This window comes from Pseudomonas sp. (assembly GCF_036404235.1).
Lineage (GTDB): Bacteria > Pseudomonadota > Gammaproteobacteria > Pseudomonadales > Pseudomonadaceae > Aquipseudomonas.
The window spans coordinates 97,352-113,371 of sequence record NZ_DASWOT010000119.1; the positions used below are offsets into that span (position 1 = coordinate 97,352).

A 16,020-nucleotide genomic window follows, 5' to 3' on the forward strand; every position below is an offset into this window, starting at 1 on the left:
CTGTGCGAGATGTGTCTGTGATCTACAGCAATGTCGCAGCGTGGGTCTGTCACGTAGCGCTAAGACTGGCTGCGTGCTTTGAGACGACGCCCGAGTTTGGCTGAACCTGCAACTTACGTACGACCTGCGCAAGGCAGAAATCGAAAGAGGTTCGCAAATCAAGGACCAAGTGCAACGTCTGGCCCCCTGCGGCTGAGGTCAGCTCGACAGAATGCCCGCGACGTTTCTGGATCACTCCGCTGGTGGCGCGAGTTTCGCTTCCATCTCGGCCATTTTCGCTTCCAGCGCTTCGAGGCGAGCGCGGGTGCGGGCGAGAACGATCATCTGGCTGTCGAATTCTTCTCGGCTGACCAGATCCAGTTTGCTGAAGCCACTCTGCAGGAGGGCTTTGAACTGGGTTTCGAACTCATTGCGTGGAATCGGGGTTTCGCCGTTCAACAAGCGCGAGGCGTGACCGCTGACAGCATCGAGAAAAGCTTTGGGGGCGAGCATGGTGGTTTTCCGTAAATCAGATGGGCGGCAGTGTAGCACGCAGGGTCTATAGTCTTTTTGTGGGTTAAGCGTTGCACGCTTATCGCGCATGTGCCCGTGCATGCATGCACTGTTGTTGTGCGTGCAGATGGGATGATGGCGATATGCACTGCCTGTATGGCGATAGAAGTGCCGTAATCAATGGAATTTCACGAAATGGCAAGCTTTCTGCTTAGTGGCTTATGACCCATGCACTGATGCAGTCGCTGTGACGAATGCAGTGCGGCAGGCGGAGCGGGGAAGTGTTTCGTCAGAAGCGGTTTTCTGGTGTTGGTTTGGTCTGTTCGGGCCATCGACGCGTTACAAAGCCAGACACTGCGCTTAGACTTGAGTCGGGTTTGTTTTCCTGGGGCAAGTCCACCAATTCGGGAGAAAGTTTCATGAAGCTAGTCACTGCCATCATCAAGCCGTTCAAGTTGGATGACGTACGCGAGTCGTTGTCCGAAATCGGCGTGCAGGGCATCACGGTAACTGAAGTCAAAGGCTTCGGACGTCAGAAAGGCCACACCGAGCTGTATCGCGGTGCGGAGTATGTAGTCGACTTCCTTCCCAAGGTGAAGATCGATGTTGCGATCGACGATAAGGATCTGGACCGGGTTATCGAAGCGATAACCAAGGCGGCCAACACTGGCAAGATCGGTGATGGCAAGATCTTCGTGGTCAATCTGGAACAGGCTATTCGCATCCGTACCGGCGAAACCGATACCGACGCAATCTAAGCCGCCAACCCCAACGCCCCAGGAGAAAACAATATGACTCTGCGTCAATTCGCAGGGCTAGGAGCCCTGTTGTCCCTCGTCACCCCTGGCTTGGCCATGGCGGCAGACGAAGTGGCAGCCCCAGTCCTTAACTCAGGCGACACCGCCTGGATGCTGACTTCAACCGCTTTGGTGCTGTTCATGACCATTCCTGGTCTGGCACTGTTCTACGGCGGCATGGTCCGCTCTAAAAACATTCTTTCTGTGATGATGCAGTGTTTTGCCATTACCGGACTGATCAGCATCCTGTGGGTCATTTATGGCTACAGCATTGCGTTCGACACCACAGGTATGGAAGCCAACGTCGTCAACTTCAACTCCTTCTTCGGTAGTCTGTCCAAGGCGTTCCTGGCGGGCATCACCCCAGCGAGCATCACGGGCCCGGCTGCTTTGTTCCCGGAAGCTGTGTTCGTCACCTTCCAGATGACCTTCGCTATCATCACTCCGGCACTGATCGTCGGCGCCTTCGCAGAACGCATGAAGTTCTCCGCGATGCTGATCTTCATGGCCATCTGGTTCACTCTGGTCTACGCGCCAATCGCGCACATGGTCTGGAGCGGCGTCGGTGGTCTGTTGTGGGACTGGGGCGTACTCGACTTCGCAGGCGGCACTGTTGTTCACATCAACGCCGGTGTTGCGGGTCTGGTGGCGTGCCTGGTGCTGGGCAAGCGTAAAGGTTACCCAACCACCCCGATGGCTCCGCATAACCTGGGTTACACCCTGGTTGGCGCGGCAATGCTCTGGGTCGGCTGGTTCGGCTTCAACGCAGGTTCCGCTGCTGCGGCCAACGGGACTGCCGGTATGGCAATGCTGGTTACGCAGATCGCGACCGCTGCTGCGGCCTTGGGCTGGATGTTCGCAGAATGGCTGACTCACGGTAAGCCAAGCGCACTGGGTATCGCTTCGGGTGTGGTTGCAGGTCTGGTGGCCATCACTCCAGCAGCCGGCACTGTCGGGCCAATGGGCGCTCTGATCATCGGTCTGGCGGCGGGCGTGGTGTGTTTCTTCTGCGCCACTACCCTCAAACGCAAACTGGGCTACGACGACTCCCTGGATGCCTTCGGCGTTCACGGTATCGGCGGTATCCTTGGCGCGATCCTGACAGGTGTGTTTGCAGCGCCTTCGCTGGGCGGCTTCGGCACGGTGACTGACATCGCCGCACAAGTCTGGATTCAGTGCAAAGGCGTAGGCTTCACGGTGATCTACACCGCTATCGTGACCTTCATCATCCTCAAGGTATTGGACGCGGTCATGGGCCTGCGTGTAACCGAAGAGGAAGAAGCGGTCGGTCTGGACCTGGCGCAACACAACGAACGTGGCTACAACTTGTAATCGCTGTTAAAAAAATGCCCGGGTTACCGGGCATTTTTTTGTCTGGCGTTTGTCGATAAGGGGTCGCGAGGGCTTCAGTACAAAAAACTGCTGTTATAAGCACAGGTTTAGAGCGTTCAGTGGGGTTATCGCAAAGTGATATCAGCGTTAGCGAGTGACTTACAAAGGACGTCACTCATTACGCGCTTTGTTTTTTTTTCCAGCGCGATAGAATGCGCGCCGAAGGGCGGAGAACTGTATGTGGCAACAGACCAGAATTACCCTGCGGGCAAGACCCCGAGGATTTCATCTGGTAACCGACGAGATCATCGCAGGCCTTCCCAAGCTGCGTGAGTGTCGCATCGGGCTGTTGCATATATGGCTGCAGCATACCTCGGCATCGTTGACGATCAACGAGAACGCCGATCCTGCAGTACGTCGTGACTTCGAGCGTTTTTTCAACCGTCTGGTGCCTCAGGGCGTGGACGGATATGAACATAACGACGAAGGTCCTGACGATCTACCAGCGCACTTCAAAGCCAGTTTGCTAGGCTGCCAACTTGTTCTGCCGGTGACGGCGGGAAGGCTGGCGTTAGGGACCTGGCAAGGTGTTTATTTAGGAGAGCATCGCGATGCAGGCGGTGCGCGTCATGTCCTTGCCACCCTTCAGGGTGAGGGGCACGACCGCTGATTAATAGCGGACATGGAATTTTTTCCGGCCGTCTTAGAAATTAAGCGCAGCTGGGCTATAACTAATCTGCTTTCGCAAGTCATGAGGTAGAACATGAGCGACGACGACAACGACGATCTGGTTGATGATCTGGAAGGTGAAGACGACGGTGAGGAGCTTGCCGCTGCTCCCGATGATGATGTTGCGGACGTCGATGACAGTCCCGAAGCATCGGCAACCCCAACCAAAAAGGCCAAGGCTGCGGTCTCGGTTGATGAACTGCCTAGCGTAGAAGCCAAAAACAAAGAGCGTGATGCTCTGGCTCGCGCGATGGAAGAGTTTCTCGCCCGTGGTGGCAAGGTGCAGGAAGTGGAGGCCAATGTGGTCGCCGATCCTCCCAAGAAGCCTGACAACAAGTACGGAAGTCGCCCTATCTAAAGGGTGTCAGATTCCATGCTGGAAAAAACCCGCTGTCGCTGCGGGTTTTTTTTGAGTTTTTTTCAGCAAACGTCAATCCGTGCAGGCGCTGCCCAGGGCTGCGTGCCTGACACACCGCAATCCTAGCCCTTACAAATCGTTCATCCGTTACGTGTTCAACCCAGCCGTTTCAACACGTCCGGCAACTGGGTCAGGCTGTTGATCTCGGCGTCAGGCAATTTATCCGCTTCCCATACTTTGCCGCTCGGGTTGTACCAAATTGCCCGAAGGCCGGCCTGCTGCGCCCCGGCAATGTCATCGCCGGGATGATCGCCCACATGCACTGCATGGCTGGCATTTGCATTGCCGCGCTTTAATGCCTCAAGGAAGGGTGCTGGATCAGGCTTGCCGATCCCCAGGTCTTCTGCGCACAGCGCGAAGGAGAAATAATCCGCCAGGCCCAGGCGACGCACATCGGCGTTGCCGTTGGTCACCACACCCAAGGTGTAGGTTTTGGTCAGAATCTCCAGCGTGGGAACGACCTCTGGAAAAATATCCAGTTGATGCCTCCCATGCAGAAACACTTCAAAACTCTGCTCGGCCAGGTCCTGTGCTTGCGCCTGACCATAGCCTGCATCTTCGAGCGCATGGAACAGTACCCGCCGTCTTAGCGCACTGATGCGGTGCTTGAGCGTCGGGTCGGCTGCAATCAGCCGCGAACGAATCTCCCACAGATGTTCCACCGGAACCGGGCCCAGCTTGGGTGCATGTTCCGCCAGCCAGTCTCGCAACATCGCTTCGGCGCTGACAATCGCTGGAGCGGTTTCCCACAGCGTGTCGTCGAGATCGAAGGTGATCAGCTTAATGCTCATGGCCACAAGACCTCGACTAGCGAACTGAACGCAAAGGATGGGTGTGACGAGGCAGCAAGCGGGCAAGCACATCGGCAATGTAGCTGAGGAACAGCGTGCCCACCGAGCTTTTGTAGTGCTGCGGATCACGGCTACCGATGGCCAGCAGGCCATGCTGGCCTTGATGGCTCAGGGCGACGATGGCGGTAGAGCCGACCTCCTTGCTTTGCTCGGCGCCAAATAGAAACGCCAGTTCGTGTTCACGCAGTGCGCCGCAGATGGTCTTGTCGCCGGAGATCAAGCCTCCGACCGCCTTTTGCGCTTCCTCACTGCTGACCCAGCGTCCAACCGGCATCGGGTTGTCGCTGAATAGAATCAGGCTGACAAACGGCACCTGGAATTCCTGACGCAGGCTGTCTTCCACGGTAATGACGATTTCTTCCAGGCTGGTGGCGTCCATCAGGTTGAGGATCAGACGACGCGTTTTGTCGAACAGACGATCATTATCGCGGGCCACGTCCATCAGTTGCGAAAGCCGATGGCGCATCTCAATATTACGTTCGCGCAAAAGTTTGAGCTGGCGCTCGACCAGCGACACGGTGTCGCCGCGCTGATGAGGAATACGCATCGCCGTCAGCAATTCATCGTGCTCGGCGAAGAATTGTGGGTGTTTTTGTAGGTAGGCCGCGACCGCCTCGGCTTCAAGGGTTGGCGCTGCGTTATCGGCAGGCGATTCGCTGGGCTTGTCGGTTGAAGTCTGAGGCTGGTCGGTCATTGGATGATCTCTCTCATAGACGTACTTGGCCTTCGTAAACCCGTACTGCCGGGCCAGTCATCAGGACGGGATGGCCGGGGCCTGCCCACTCGATGGACAAGCGCCCGCCGGGCAGGTCGATCAGCAACGGCGAGTCCATCCAGCCCTGGCTGATGGCCGCTACCGCAGCCGCGCAGGCGCCGGTACCGCAGGCCTGGGTTTCCCCTGCGCCACGTTCCCAGACGCGCAATTGTGCGCGCTGACGATCGACGACGTGCAGAAAGCCGACGTTGACCCGAGCCGGAAAGCGCGGGTGATGTTCCAGCTTCGGCCCCAGGGTATGGACTGGGGCATTGTTGATGTCGTAGACGCGCAATACCGCATGCGGATTACCCATGGACACTGCCGCCAGTTCAACGCTTTGGCCGTCGACGTCAACGGTGTAGCTGTCCGCCTGGGCTGGCGCATCGAACGGAATGTCAGCCGGCGCCAGACGCGGCGGGCCCATGTCGACGCTGATTTGGCCGTCGTTGCGGATATCGAGTTCGATGATGCCGCTTTTTGTTTCGACGCGGATCTGTTTTTTCGCCGTCAGGCGTTTGTCGAGAACGAAGCGAGCAAAACAGCGCGCGCCGTTGCCACACTGCTCGACCTCGGAGCCGTCGGAATTGAAGATCCGGTAGCGAAAGTCCACATCCGGGTTGCTCGGCGCCTCTACCAACAACAGTTGATCGAAACCGATACCTGTGTGTCGATCACCCCATTGCTTGGCGTGCTTGGGCAAAATGTGCGCGTGCTGGCTCACAAGGTCCAGCACCATGAAGTCGTTGCCCAGGCCATGCATCTTGGTAAAACGCAGCAGCATGGGATTACTCCGGCAGCAGGCTTTCGCCAGCGAACAACTCGGCCACGGTTTCACGGCGACGCACTTCGAAAGCTTCGGCACCATCCACCAGCACTTCGGCGCAACGGCCGCGAGTGTTGTAGTTGGAGCTCATGACAAAACCATAGGCGCCGGCCGAATGCACGGCCAGCAAATCGCCTTCAGCCAAAGCCAGTTCGCGGTCCTTGGCGAGAAAATCACCGGTTTCGCAGATCGGGCCGACGATGTCGTAAGGGCGTGTTGCACCCTCGCGTGGCTGTACCGCGGTCACGTCCATCCAGGCTTGATACAGCGCCGGGCGAATGAGGTCGTTCATCGCTGCGTCGACGATGGCGAAATCCCTGTGCTCGGTATGCTTGAGGTATTCGACGCGGGTCAGCAGCACGCCAGCGTTAGCGACGATAAAGCGACCTGGTTCGAACATCAGCGCCAGATCACGGCCATCAAGACGTTCGCGCACGGCTTTGACGTAGTCACTGGCTGAAGGTGGTTCTTCGTCGCGATAGCGCACGCCAAGACCACCGCCCAAATCCAGGTGACGCAGCATGATGCCGCAGTCGCTCAAGCGGTCGATCAGAGCCAGCAGGCGATCCAGGGCATCAACGAATGGCGCCAGTGTGGTCAGCTGCGAACCGATGTGGCAGTCGACACCGATCACTTCGAGGTTGGGCAACTGCGCGGCGCGGATGTAAACGTCTTCGGCGTCCGCGATGGCGATGCCGAATTTGTTTTCCTTAAGACCGGTGGAAATGTATGGGTGGGTGCCTGCGTCGACATCCGGGTTGACCCGCAGCGAGACGGGTGCGCGAACGCCCATCTCGGCGGCCACGATGTGCAGGCGCTCCAGCTCGTCGGTGGATTCGACGTTGAAGCAATGGACGCCTACTTCAAGGGCGCGGCGCATGTCTTCTTGGGTCTTGCCGACGCCGGAGAAGACGATTTTGTCCGCCTGGCCACCGGCGGCCAGTACACGCTCCAACTCGCCTCGTGACACGATGTCGAAACCGGCACCCAAACGTGCCAGGACATTGAGCACGCCCAGGTTGGAATTGGCTTTCACGGCGTAGCACACCAGGTGCGGCGTGCCGCTCAGCGCATTGTCGTAAGCGCGATATTGAGCTTCGATGTGGGCGCGGGAATACACATAGGTCGGCGTGCCAAAGCGCTCGGCAATGGCAGACAATGCAACTCCCTCCGCGAACAATTCACCGTCGCGGTAGTTGAAGGCGTCCATGAGTATTCCCTAGTAGGTCGAGTGCTTGTGCGACGACGAGTGCTTGCTCTGGCTACTGCCATCGGACGAGTCGTCGTCGGGCAGGTACAGCGGGCCTTTTTGACCGCAGGCAGTGACAAGACACGCAACCGCAAGGAGCGCAGCTAGGGAAGAGATCAGGCGCTTCATGGCGAAATCCTTTGTATAAGCATTAATTGCGCCCGAGTATACCGACCACCTGACAGATTGCCTATGCGCCGAAGTTCCCGTCCGGCGGGGCTTTGACGCGATTGCTGAGAATGATGCGGCGATTGTGCGGATTTTTGGCGGCGCGACCCACAATTGGGCGGGTATGCTTTGCAATTGCCGCAGAGCGACCGTATCTTGCGTCGCTGCGCCATCAGTAGACACTTTCGAGGTTCCTGCAATGAGTTTGACCGAAGCCCGCTTTCACGATCTGGTCGATGCCACCCAAGAAAAACTTGAGGATATTTTCGACGAGAGCGATCTGGACCTGGACCTTAAGAGTTCGGCCGGTGTGCTCACTGTGAAATTCGAAAACGGCACGCAGCTCATTTTCAGCCGTCAGGAGTCGTTGCGTCAGCTATGGCTGGCCGCCGCGCCAGCGGGTGGCTTTCACTTCGACTACGACGAAGAAGAAAAGCGCTGGGTGTGCGACAAGAGCGAGGAATTGCTGGGCGAAATGCTTCAGCGTCTGGCCAAGAGCCAAGCTGGCGTCGACATTGATTTTGACTCCATCGACGGAAACTGATCGTGACAGCGGCTGCCACACCCGTTCGCCCGCCCAAGCCGCTGTTCAGCAATGTCAGCCCGGCAGTGCCGTCGCCTTGCATCAGTGTGTGCCGGCTCGATGAGCAGAAAGTCTGCACTGGCTGCTACCGCCACGTTGAAGACATCCGCCAATGGCGCTCCGCGACGGATGAGCAGCGGCGGGCAATTGTGGCTGAGGCCGCAGAACGCAGATCAAGCGCAGTCTGACCCGATTTGTAGGAGCCAACGTGTTGGCGAGGCGGCCAACGTGGAGTGTCCGAGACACCGCCTCGCGAACACGTCGCTCCTACAATTGATCATGTTGAAGACATCCGCCAATGGCGCGGCCCGACAGATGACCGATAGGTGCGAGGGATACGTCAAGCCTGATCCATCGCCTCATTCAGCGATTTCTCCAATGCTGCCTTGTAGCGCAGGAACAAAATCGTTTGCCCGTGCTGATCGCCCAGCACGCCGGACAAATCCAGGTCGGTGATGTAGCAGCGATAGCGCTGTGGCTCACTGCGCTGTTCGAGAATTTCTTTGGCAACGACCGCAAACAATTGGTCGCCAAATTCCAGCTCGGAAAACTCTTTGTTGTTGCAGTACAGCGTGACGCTCACCTGGCCAGGCGACGACTCCTCGACAATCGCCTGCACCTCATAAAAGGCTTTGTCCAACGACATGGCCGGGGTCAGGCGCTGTTCAATCCGCCGCGCATGCCCTGCGCCGTCCGGCAAGATCCGGTAATACAAAGTTTCCAGCGATGTCGGCTCAAGCGGGTTTTCCAGCGCAAGCGTTGCGCCGCGTCGGTATATGAGCGAGTGCAGGAAGCGTTGCAGCGGCAGGAACAGGCCTGATTCATCGTAATAAGGCAGGCGTTGATGCCAGATCGCATTGTGCTCATCGAGCACATAAAGGTCGGCATTGGGCTCATTGATTCGATAGAACACCTGAATGCATTCAGGCTGGCCATGGGGAATGATCAGTGCCAGATCGCTGTCATCCAGCGCTTGCGGGTCAAGATGTAACGGGCTGTATGCGGGCAATTCTTCACTCAGGTAGTCAAGTAGCGCGGGCAGGCTATTCAACGCCACATGACTGACTTGCCCCGGAACGATTTCCAGCACGTGGTAATGCTGCTGGACTTGGATCAAATAGCGATGATTGAGCCCGCGCTTGAGCAGCAACCTGGCGGTGTTTATCAGCTCTTCCACCCGCTGGGTAATGGCCTGCGCCCGGTTATGACAGAAGCAACGCACACGCACCACGGGTGCCGGCCGGTTTTGCGGAAAACTGTTGAGCAGGTCGGTCATGCAATCGAGCAGGGCGTACGGGCCGTCAAAGCGATTGACCAGTACCTCATTCCAGCTGTTGAGCGTGATTTGATCGAACGTCAATACCAGGTTTTCCCTGACCCCGGCATAGCTCAGCGAGTCAGTGCGCTCGGTGGTCATCAGGATGTTCAGGTCTTTGTGGTGTTTGAGTGGGTCGATGCCCACGTTCACCAACAACAGAATTTCTCGCGGCACACTCGGGCTCAGCAGGGCCTCTTCGCTGACGATACCAAGCGGCAGCACAATGCTTTGCTGCAGGGCGCCTTGCAGGTTAAACAGCTCGAACTCGGTCAGATCGCTGGTGCCGGGGTGCAGCGCCAGGCGCGTGGTGGTGTCGATCACATTGTTGCGATGACACCAGGTAAGCAGCTCCAGCAACTCACGGCTGCGCTTGATCGGCGAGAAATTGTCCCATTCGTGGATCCCGAGATTGCCGTTGTACAGCCCCCACTGGTATTTGCCCGGTTCGCGTTTGTTGGGCGATTGCACCAGCGTCAGCGTGTCTTCGGCCAAGTCCGGTGCGATGCCTGGGTTGACGAACTCGACCTTGCCCGCCTTACGTTCGAACGTCGCATACAGCCGTCGCCCGAGTACATTGAGGTCGCGCTTGTTGATCGAGCTGACGGCGTTTTGCGTGCGAGCAAACTGGGTCAGAAAGCGATAGCTGTAGTTGAGTTCATTGACCAATGCCCGGCGTTCATTGGACACCTGCCGCACCTTCCACTGACTGCGGCTGTCGAGCAGCGCCAGTTGGTGCTCATCCCATTGCCATTCCTTCGCCAGGCGATCCAATAACACGCGTTGCCAACTGCTGCTGCGCGCGCGGGACGGCCCGGTGAGCTTCTTGTTGACCTTCAGGTACAGGCTGCGCCGTACCAGCTCCAGCCGCTCAGGTTCCCCGCGGGCTCGCAGATACTCCTCGATCCTGCGGTAAACCATCATGTACGGGTCCAGCTCATCAAGGTCAATCTGATTGGCGAACACCGCCTGCTTCAGGCCCATGCTCAGGCATTGAACGTTGGGATGCTCACTGGCGTAAACCTCGGTCAGCAGCAGTTTGAGCACCGACTTGTAGGGTGACTCGATGCCTTTGAACAATTGCCAAAGCCCGGCGCCAATGAACTCGCCGACAGGGACATGCGCCATGTTGCCTAGGTCGAGAATCTCGTCGGCGCGAATGAAGCGTTTGGACAGCAACGTGTGGGTGTACTCGCTGTAGCGCGGCTCTTCATACACCGGGACCAACCACCACAAGGGCGTGCGTCCTGCCAGCCAAATCGCCGTGCGATAAAACTCGTCCAGCAACAAATAGTGTTGGGTGGTGCCACAGTCTTCCGAGCTGAGCTGCGCATCGCGTTCGCCGAGGATAAAACGCTTGGGGTCGATCAAAAAGAAATGCGCCTCGGCGCCCATCGTCGCGGCCCAAACCTCAAGCGCCTGACATTTTTTGCGCAGGTCCTGCACGGCGTCGGTCGAGAGCGTCGAGTCATGGCAGATCCATACGTCCATGTCGCTTTGATCGGCTTGCGCCAGCGTGCCAAGGCTGCCCATCAGGAAGATGCCGTGAATCGGTTCCGGCGCGTTGCCTCGACGCGGTTTGTAGGAAAACGACCGTGTCAGTCGCTGTGCTTCGGTGAGTGTCTGAGCGTCAGGCTCGTAGTTTGAAACACCCGCTGGCGTGCTGCCCGATACATAGCCAGGCAACAGCGGATGATTGACATGGAAGAACAGCGGCAACAGCGTCAGTACCGATTGCTGACGTGAGGACAGGCCTTCATTGGCACGGGTAAGCCGCCCTTCATTGAGGGTCAGGAAGCGGTTACGAAGCTGGCTGAGCACCTTGCGGTCGATGCCCTCGTCCAGATCGGGTCGAATTTCAGAACTACGCTTCATCGCGACTCAGGCCGGCGAGCGGCAATACAAGGGTGGCGAGCAGGGCGACGAGAAAGAAAGGTGCAGCGCTGGACGATGGGTTCAGCGGCCGATTGATTTTTTCTGGCGCCAATATTTTATCGGCGCAGCATCTTACAAATAAAGGGTCCGCGAAACCTTTATTTCACGCGTCCTGGCGAAGGTTTCGCAGTACCGGTTTTGTCAGGCAGCTTCCTGGGAAGTGGTAAGGATGGTCAGCAGTGATTGCGCGTGTTCTGCGGCATCCAGCCCCAGGCTGGTCAAATAGCCACCGTCGACCTGAGTGGTCAGGCCTTTCTCGTGGAGTCTTTTTGCTGCGGCGATGGCCGATGGCGCGGCCACATGATGAACCTTGAGGCCTTCTTGGGTGCTGTCCAGATTGAACAGTGACAGGATTTCCAGTTCGGCAACCAATTCAGGTGTAAACGACATAGGCACTCCAGACTTTTTAGTTGATACAGGACGATGTGAAGCGACAGGCGTGACGGCCCCGTAGGTTAAGTGGCAGCGGGGCGTTTGCAAGTGTAGTAGCGTCTGGGGGATTTGCTGGGGGAATGTTGCAGATGATCAGGAAAGGCTGATTGATATTCTGTAGGAGCCAACGTGTTGGCCAGGCACTTCACTGCGGCGTGCCAGGCAAGACGCTTCGCCAACACGTTGGCTCCTACAGAAAGCAGTGTCAGCCCTCTTCGGTTTTCACACCTGGCGGCATTTCCGGCAGCGCCCGCAAGGCCTTTTCATACCACTCGGTGTTGAATGGGCGGTCATCCTTGAGAATACCGTCGATCTCCACGGCAAGGACGTGAGCCATCATTTCCAGGATATCGTCGCGCTCATAACCCACCAGTGTCAGCTTGTTGAACGTCGCTTTGGCGGCGGGCGGGTTGTCGCTTTCGATCTGATTCTCGATGGCCTCGATCAGGGTCGCTTCAGCGAATTCTTCTTCATCGTTATCGTTATCGATTGTGTCGCTCATGGATAGTCTCGGTGCCTAGGCGGTAAAACCGCGCCACCCGTGGGTGGCGCGCCTGATTTAAGGGTTCAGATTGAATGTTTCAACGGCTGGCGAGCAGCGCCTGGCCACGAATGACCGCAGCCTTGACCTGATTGGGCGCGGTGCCGCCGATATGGTCGCGGGCGTTGACCGAACCTTCCAGCGTCAACACGGCAAACACGTCCTGCTCGATCTGATCGCTGAAGCGACGCAGCTCCTCCAGTGTCATTTCCGCCAGATCCTTGCCGCTTTCCACGCCGTACTTCACGGCATGGCCGACGATTTCATGGCAGTCGCGAAACGGCAACCCACGACGAACCAGATAATCAGCCAGATCGGTCGCGGTAGAGAAACCACGCAGCGCCGCTTCACGCATGATCGCGTGCTTGGGTTTGATCGCCGGGATCATGTCGGCAAAGGCGCGCAACGAGTCGCGTAGTGTGTCGGCGGCATCGAACAGTGGTTCTTTGTCTTCCTGATTGTCCTTGTTGTAGGCCAATGGCTGGCCTTTCATCAAAGTCAGCAGGCCCATCAAGGCGCCGAAGACTCGGCCACTCTTGCCACGCACCAGCTCCGGCACGTCGGGGTTTTTCTTTTGCGGCATGATCGAGCTGCCGGTACAGAAGCGATCAGGCAGGTCGATGAACTGGAATTGCGCGCTGGTCCACAGCACCAGCTCTTCGGAAAAGCGCGACAAGTGCATCATCGCGATGCTGGCGGCGGCGCAGAACTCAATGGCGAAGTCGCGATCAGACACGCTGTCCAGCGAATTACCACCGACAGCTTCGAAGCCCAGCAGTTGACAGGTCAGTTCGCGATCGATCGGGTACGTGGTGCCAGCCAGTGCCGCGCTGCCCAGCGGCATACGGTTGGTACGTCTGCGGCAATCGACCAGGCGTTCGTAGTCGCGGCTGAGCATTTCGAACCAGGCCAGCATGTGATGACCGAACGTCACCGGCTGGGCTGTTTGCAGGTGAGTGAAACCGGGCATGATGGATTCGGCTTCACGTTCGGCCAGGCCCAGTAATCCTTTTTGCAGGCGAGTGATTTCAGCGAGGATCAGGTCTATTTCGTCACGCAGCCACAGACGAATATCGGTCGCTACCTGATCGTTGCGGCTGCGACCGGTGTGCAGTTTTTTGCCGGTAATGCCAATGCGATCAGTCAGGCGCGCCTCGATGTTCATGTGGACATCTTCCAGATCCACTCGCCAGTCGAAATGGCCAGCTTCGATCTCACCCTGAATGGTCTTCAGGCCATCGATGATGGTGTCGCGCTCGGCGTCGGTCAGCACGCCGACTTTGGCCAACATCGTTGCGTGGGCAATCGAGCCCATGATGTCGTGGCGGTAAAGGCGCTGATCGAAAGTGACGGAGGCGGTGAAGCGTGCGACGAAGGCGTCGACGGGTTCACTGAAGCGGCCGCCCCAGGACTGGTTGGTCTTGTCGGTGCTCATGATTCGCTCGCTGCTCTGCTGGTTGCTGTGCTGGAAATAAATGGCGTGGCCGATTTTGAAAAAGGCGCGGGCGATAATAACAGCATTGCTGTTTTTTTATCCCGGACAGCTTGCCGCTGAGGGTGCGAACGCAGAGACTGGGGTGATGCGAAAACAGCGAAACAGACCGAGCCCGAGCGACTCGCCCGGTAATGAGTTTTTCCTTCCGGAACTGTGCCTGCCCCAAGCGTTGTTGGTGCTGGTCGTGTTGGCCGAGCTGCTGGTGCTGGTATTGGTGTTGGTCGAGCCGATGCGGCCGAATTTCAATTGGGTGCGCCTGGCACTGATTTCCCTGTTCGTGCAGTGGATTGTGTTGTTGTCCGCCGCGTTGCTGTGTGGCTTGCGTCCTTGGCTGGCGCGTTTGCACCCAGGTGTCGCAGGGGCACTTGGCTGTATGTTGGTAGTGGGTGTGACGCTGGTGTGTACGGCGGTGACCGATTACTGCCAGTTGAGTGGTAGCCTGCCGGTCGATGGCATGATTGAACGCTATCTGCGTTATTCATTGATTTCAGTGATCATGTCTGCACTGATGTTGCGCTACTTTTATCTACAGAGTCAGTGGCGCAAACAGCAGCAGGCCGAATTGCGGGCCAGGATCGAGTCGCTTCAGGCAAGGATCCGGCCGCACTTTCTGTTCAATACACTGAACAGTATTGCCAGCCTGGTCACCAGTGATCCGGTCAAGGCCGAGCAGGCAGTACTGGATTTGTCGGATCTTTTTCGTGCCAGCCTGGGCAAGCCTGCCAGCCTGACCACATGGCGGGAAGAGCTGGAGTTGGCAAAACGTTATCTATCGATTGAGCAATATCGGCTTGGTGAACGTCTACAGTTGGACTGGGACGTCAGTGCAATTCCCGACGACTTGCCGATTCCCCAGCTAACCTTGCAACCATTACTGGAAAACGCGTTGATCTATGGCATTGCTCCTCGAATTGAGGGCGGTGTGGTCAGGGTCGAAGCAAATTACGAACGGGGGGTGTTCATATTGCGTGTCAGTAATCCCTACGATGAAGCAGCCAGGCAGCAAACTTCAAACGGTACACAACAGGCCCTGGTAAACATCGGAGCTCGAATCACGGCACTTTTTGGCCCTCTCGCAAGTCTGAGCGTGGAGCGCCGTGACGGTCGTCACTTCACCTGTCTACGCTATCCTTGTGCGAGACTCACGCAGGAAGCCAGAGCAATATGAATGTCCTGATCGTTGATGACGAACCCCTTGCCCGCGAGCGACTGAGTCGGATGATCGGCGAGCTTGAGGGTTATAGGGTATTGGAACCCAGCGCCACCAATGGCGAAGAAGCGTTGGCTTTGATCGACAGCCTCAAGCCTGACGTGGTGTTACTGGATATCCGCATGCCGGGCCTGGATGGTCTACAGGTCGCGGCTAAATTGTGCGAGCGCGATACGCCGCCTGCCGTGGTTTTTTGTACGGCTCACGATGAGTTTGCGCTTGAAGCGTTTCAAGTCAGCGCGGTGGGTTATCTGGTCAAACCAGTACGCCCCGAAAGCCTGCTTGAGGCGTTGCGCAAGGCTGAACGTCCCAATCGTGTGCAATTGGCCGCGCTGACGCGGCCTGCCGCCGAAAGCGGTAATGGGCCACGTAGCCATATCAGCGCCCGTACGCGCAAAGGGATCGAACTGATTCCGCTGGATCATGTGATCTATTTCATCGCCGACCACAAGTACGTGACGCTGCGTCATGAAGACGGCGAGGTGTTGCTCGATGAGCCACTCAAGGCACTGGAAGATGAGTTCGGTGATCGGTTCGTGCGCATTCACCGGAATGCGCTGGTCGCGCGCGACCGCATCGAGCGTTTGCAGCGCACACCACTGGGGCATTTTCAGTTGTTCCTCAAGGGGCTCAACGGCGATGCACTGATCGTCAGCCGTCGCCATGTGGCGGGTGTGCGCAAGATGATGCAGCAGCTTTAGGAGCAGGGGGCGCCGTCGAGCAAATACGGACGTGTTGGCGCGAGGCTCACCCGCGAACGCAATGTTTCAGGTTCGAATTTCTGCTTGATTAATGAGCCTGTTCGCAGGCAAGCCTCGCTCCAACAAATCGTTGCGCCTGGTAATAGCAACCACTTCAAAGACGGCGCAAGCGACATGACACCGCATGGCGTT

At 57.5% G+C, this 16,020-nt stretch carries 18 protein-coding genes and 1 pseudogene; 9 read left to right on the forward strand and 10 right to left on the reverse strand.

The features are described from left to right. Nucleotides 1-50 precede the first annotated feature (50 nt). Nucleotides 51-196, forward strand: a pseudogene (locus VGC62_RS15250) (addiction module antidote protein, HigA family); the annotation flags it as partial. Between the two features lie 35 nt (nt 197-231). Here VGC62_RS15250 and VGC62_RS15255 read toward each other — a convergent pair. After that, nucleotides 232-492, reverse strand: a complete 261-nt coding sequence (locus VGC62_RS15255; RefSeq protein ID WP_331187913.1) for an accessory factor UbiK family protein — start codon at nt 490-492, stop codon at nt 232-234. A gap of 419 nt (nt 493-911) precedes the next feature. Between VGC62_RS15255 and glnK the strand changes: the two genes are divergently transcribed. The 4 genes from glnK to sutA all read left to right on the forward strand — a co-directional run bounded on the left by glnK (nt 912) and on the right by sutA (nt 3,708). Continuing rightward, entirely contained in the window at nt 912-1,250 is a 339-nt protein-coding gene (gene glnK, locus VGC62_RS15260) for a P-II family nitrogen regulator (protein WP_002555808.1), read from the forward strand. 33 nt (nt 1,251-1,283) lie between these two features. Then, nucleotides 1,284-2,621 carry an ammonium transporter gene (locus VGC62_RS15265; protein ID WP_331187914.1) on the forward strand — a complete coding sequence of 446 codons (1,338 nt, stop codon included), beginning with the start codon at nt 1,284-1,286 and terminating at the stop codon, nt 2,619-2,621. Between the two features lie 238 nt (nt 2,622-2,859). Further along, nucleotides 2,860-3,291, forward strand: coding sequence for a secondary thiamine-phosphate synthase enzyme YjbQ (locus VGC62_RS15270; protein WP_331187915.1), 432 nt, complete (start codon nt 2,860-2,862; stop codon nt 3,289-3,291). 93 nt (nt 3,292-3,384) lie between these two features. Then, nucleotides 3,385-3,708: a transcriptional regulator SutA gene (gene sutA / locus VGC62_RS15275; protein WP_331187916.1), complete on the forward strand. Its 324-nt coding sequence runs from the start codon at nt 3,385-3,387 to the stop codon at nt 3,706-3,708. A 155-nt stretch (nt 3,709-3,863) separates the two neighbouring features. Here the strand turns inward: sutA and VGC62_RS15280 are convergent, their stop codons facing one another. The 5 genes from VGC62_RS15280 to lptM are packed head-to-tail and all read right to left on the reverse strand — an operon-like array spanning nt 3,864 to nt 7,577. After that, on the reverse strand, nt 3,864-4,559 hold the full coding sequence (locus VGC62_RS15280; protein WP_331187917.1) for an HAD family hydrolase: 696 nt from the start codon (nt 4,557-4,559) through the stop codon (nt 3,864-3,866). Between the two features lie 16 nt (nt 4,560-4,575). Then, nucleotides 4,576-5,313 (reverse strand): DUF484 family protein, encoded by a 738-nt coding sequence (locus VGC62_RS15285; protein WP_331187918.1) that lies wholly within the window; start codon nt 5,311-5,313, stop codon nt 4,576-4,578. A gap of 13 nt (nt 5,314-5,326) precedes the next feature. Next, nucleotides 5,327-6,157 (reverse strand): diaminopimelate epimerase, encoded by an 831-nt coding sequence (gene dapF / locus VGC62_RS15290; RefSeq protein ID WP_331187919.1) that lies wholly within the window; start codon nt 6,155-6,157, stop codon nt 5,327-5,329. A 4-nt stretch (nt 6,158-6,161) separates the two neighbouring features. Beyond that, nucleotides 6,162-7,409, reverse strand: coding sequence for a diaminopimelate decarboxylase (gene lysA / locus VGC62_RS15295; RefSeq protein ID WP_331187920.1), 1,248 nt, complete (start codon nt 7,407-7,409; stop codon nt 6,162-6,164). A gap of 9 nt (nt 7,410-7,418) precedes the next feature. Further along, the gene (lptM, locus tag VGC62_RS15300) at nt 7,419-7,577 is read right to left on the reverse strand and encodes an LPS translocon maturation chaperone LptM (RefSeq protein WP_331187921.1); all 159 of its coding nucleotides are present in this window, start codon (nt 7,575-7,577) and stop codon (nt 7,419-7,421) included. Between the two features lie 238 nt (nt 7,578-7,815). On the opposite strand from lptM, the gene cyaY reads away from it, so the two are divergent. Beyond that, the gene (gene cyaY / locus VGC62_RS15305) at nt 7,816-8,160 is read left to right on the forward strand and encodes an iron donor protein CyaY (protein WP_331187922.1); all 345 of its coding nucleotides are present in this window, start codon (nt 7,816-7,818) and stop codon (nt 8,158-8,160) included. Beyond that, nucleotides 8,160-8,387 (forward strand): DUF1289 domain-containing protein, encoded by a 228-nt coding sequence (locus VGC62_RS15310; RefSeq protein WP_331187963.1) that lies wholly within the window; start codon nt 8,160-8,162, stop codon nt 8,385-8,387. The genes cyaY and VGC62_RS15310 overlap by 1 nt, the downstream gene beginning before the upstream one ends. 152 nt (nt 8,388-8,539) lie before the next feature. On the opposite strand, the gene VGC62_RS15315 is transcribed toward VGC62_RS15310, so the two are convergent. The 4 genes from VGC62_RS15315 to argH form a co-directional block, all read right to left on the reverse strand. After that, the gene (locus VGC62_RS15315; protein WP_331187923.1) at nt 8,540-11,389 is read right to left on the reverse strand and encodes a class I adenylate cyclase; all 2,850 of its coding nucleotides are present in this window, start codon (nt 11,387-11,389) and stop codon (nt 8,540-8,542) included. A 201-nt stretch (nt 11,390-11,590) separates the two neighbouring features. Next, nucleotides 11,591-11,839, reverse strand: coding sequence for a TIGR02647 family protein (locus VGC62_RS15320; RefSeq protein ID WP_331187924.1), 249 nt, complete (start codon nt 11,837-11,839; stop codon nt 11,591-11,593). 247 nt (nt 11,840-12,086) lie between these two features. After that, the gene (locus VGC62_RS15325) at nt 12,087-12,383 is read right to left on the reverse strand and encodes a hypothetical protein (protein ID WP_331187925.1); all 297 of its coding nucleotides are present in this window, start codon (nt 12,381-12,383) and stop codon (nt 12,087-12,089) included. A 79-nt stretch (nt 12,384-12,462) separates the two neighbouring features. After that, entirely contained in the window at nt 12,463-13,857 is a 1,395-nt protein-coding gene (argH, locus tag VGC62_RS15330) for an argininosuccinate lyase (protein WP_331187926.1), read from the reverse strand. A gap of 145 nt (nt 13,858-14,002) precedes the next feature. Here argH and VGC62_RS15335 point away from each other — a divergent pair, with 145 nt between their 5' ends. Both VGC62_RS15335 and VGC62_RS15340 read left to right on the forward strand, forming a co-directional pair. After that, nucleotides 14,003-15,085, forward strand: coding sequence for a sensor histidine kinase (locus tag VGC62_RS15335; RefSeq protein ID WP_331187927.1), 1,083 nt, complete (start codon nt 14,003-14,005; stop codon nt 15,083-15,085). Beyond that, nucleotides 15,082-15,828, forward strand: coding sequence for a LytTR family DNA-binding domain-containing protein (locus tag VGC62_RS15340; protein ID WP_331187928.1), 747 nt, complete (start codon nt 15,082-15,084; stop codon nt 15,826-15,828). Before VGC62_RS15335 ends, VGC62_RS15340 begins: the two co-directional genes overlap by 4 nt. Nucleotides 15,829-16,020 lie beyond the last annotated feature (192 nt).

Coding starts and splice junctions, on each gene's coding strand:
- lptM (WP_331187921.1), bottom strand. CDS start 7,577: ATGAAGCGCCTGATCTCTTCCCTAGCTGCGCTCCTTGCGGTTGCGTGT.
- glnK (WP_002555808.1), top strand. CDS start 912: ATGAAGCTAGTCACTGCCATCATCAAGCCGTTCAAGTTGGATGACGTA.
- argH (WP_331187926.1), bottom strand. CDS start 13,857: ATGAGCACCGACAAGACCAACCAGTCCTGGGGCGGCCGCTTCAGTGAA.
- VGC62_RS15255 (WP_331187913.1), bottom strand. CDS start 492: ATGCTCGCCCCCAAAGCTTTTCTCGATGCTGTCAGCGGTCACGCCTCG.
- lysA (WP_331187920.1), bottom strand. CDS start 7,409: ATGGACGCCTTCAACTACCGCGACGGTGAATTGTTCGCGGAGGGAGTT.
- VGC62_RS15280 (WP_331187917.1), bottom strand. CDS start 4,559: ATGAGCATTAAGCTGATCACCTTCGATCTCGACGACACGCTGTGGGAA.
- sutA (WP_331187916.1), top strand. CDS start 3,385: ATGAGCGACGACGACAACGACGATCTGGTTGATGATCTGGAAGGTGAA.
- VGC62_RS15340 (WP_331187928.1), top strand. CDS start 15,082: ATGAATGTCCTGATCGTTGATGACGAACCCCTTGCCCGCGAGCGACTG.
- VGC62_RS15325 (WP_331187925.1), bottom strand. CDS start 12,383: ATGAGCGACACAATCGATAACGATAACGATGAAGAAGAATTCGCTGAA.
- VGC62_RS15315 (WP_331187923.1), bottom strand. CDS start 11,389: ATGAAGCGTAGTTCTGAAATTCGACCCGATCTGGACGAGGGCATCGAC.
- cyaY (WP_331187922.1), top strand. CDS start 7,816: ATGAGTTTGACCGAAGCCCGCTTTCACGATCTGGTCGATGCCACCCAA.
- dapF (WP_331187919.1), bottom strand. CDS start 6,157: ATGCTGCTGCGTTTTACCAAGATGCATGGCCTGGGCAACGACTTCATG.
- VGC62_RS15270 (WP_331187915.1), top strand. CDS start 2,860: ATGTGGCAACAGACCAGAATTACCCTGCGGGCAAGACCCCGAGGATTT.
- VGC62_RS15265 (WP_331187914.1), top strand. CDS start 1,284: ATGACTCTGCGTCAATTCGCAGGGCTAGGAGCCCTGTTGTCCCTCGTC.
- VGC62_RS15320 (WP_331187924.1), bottom strand. CDS start 11,839: ATGTCGTTTACACCTGAATTGGTTGCCGAACTGGAAATCCTGTCACTG.
- VGC62_RS15335 (WP_331187927.1), top strand. CDS start 14,003: ATGCGAAAACAGCGAAACAGACCGAGCCCGAGCGACTCGCCCGGTAAT.
- VGC62_RS15285 (WP_331187918.1), bottom strand. CDS start 5,313: ATGACCGACCAGCCTCAGACTTCAACCGACAAGCCCAGCGAATCGCCT.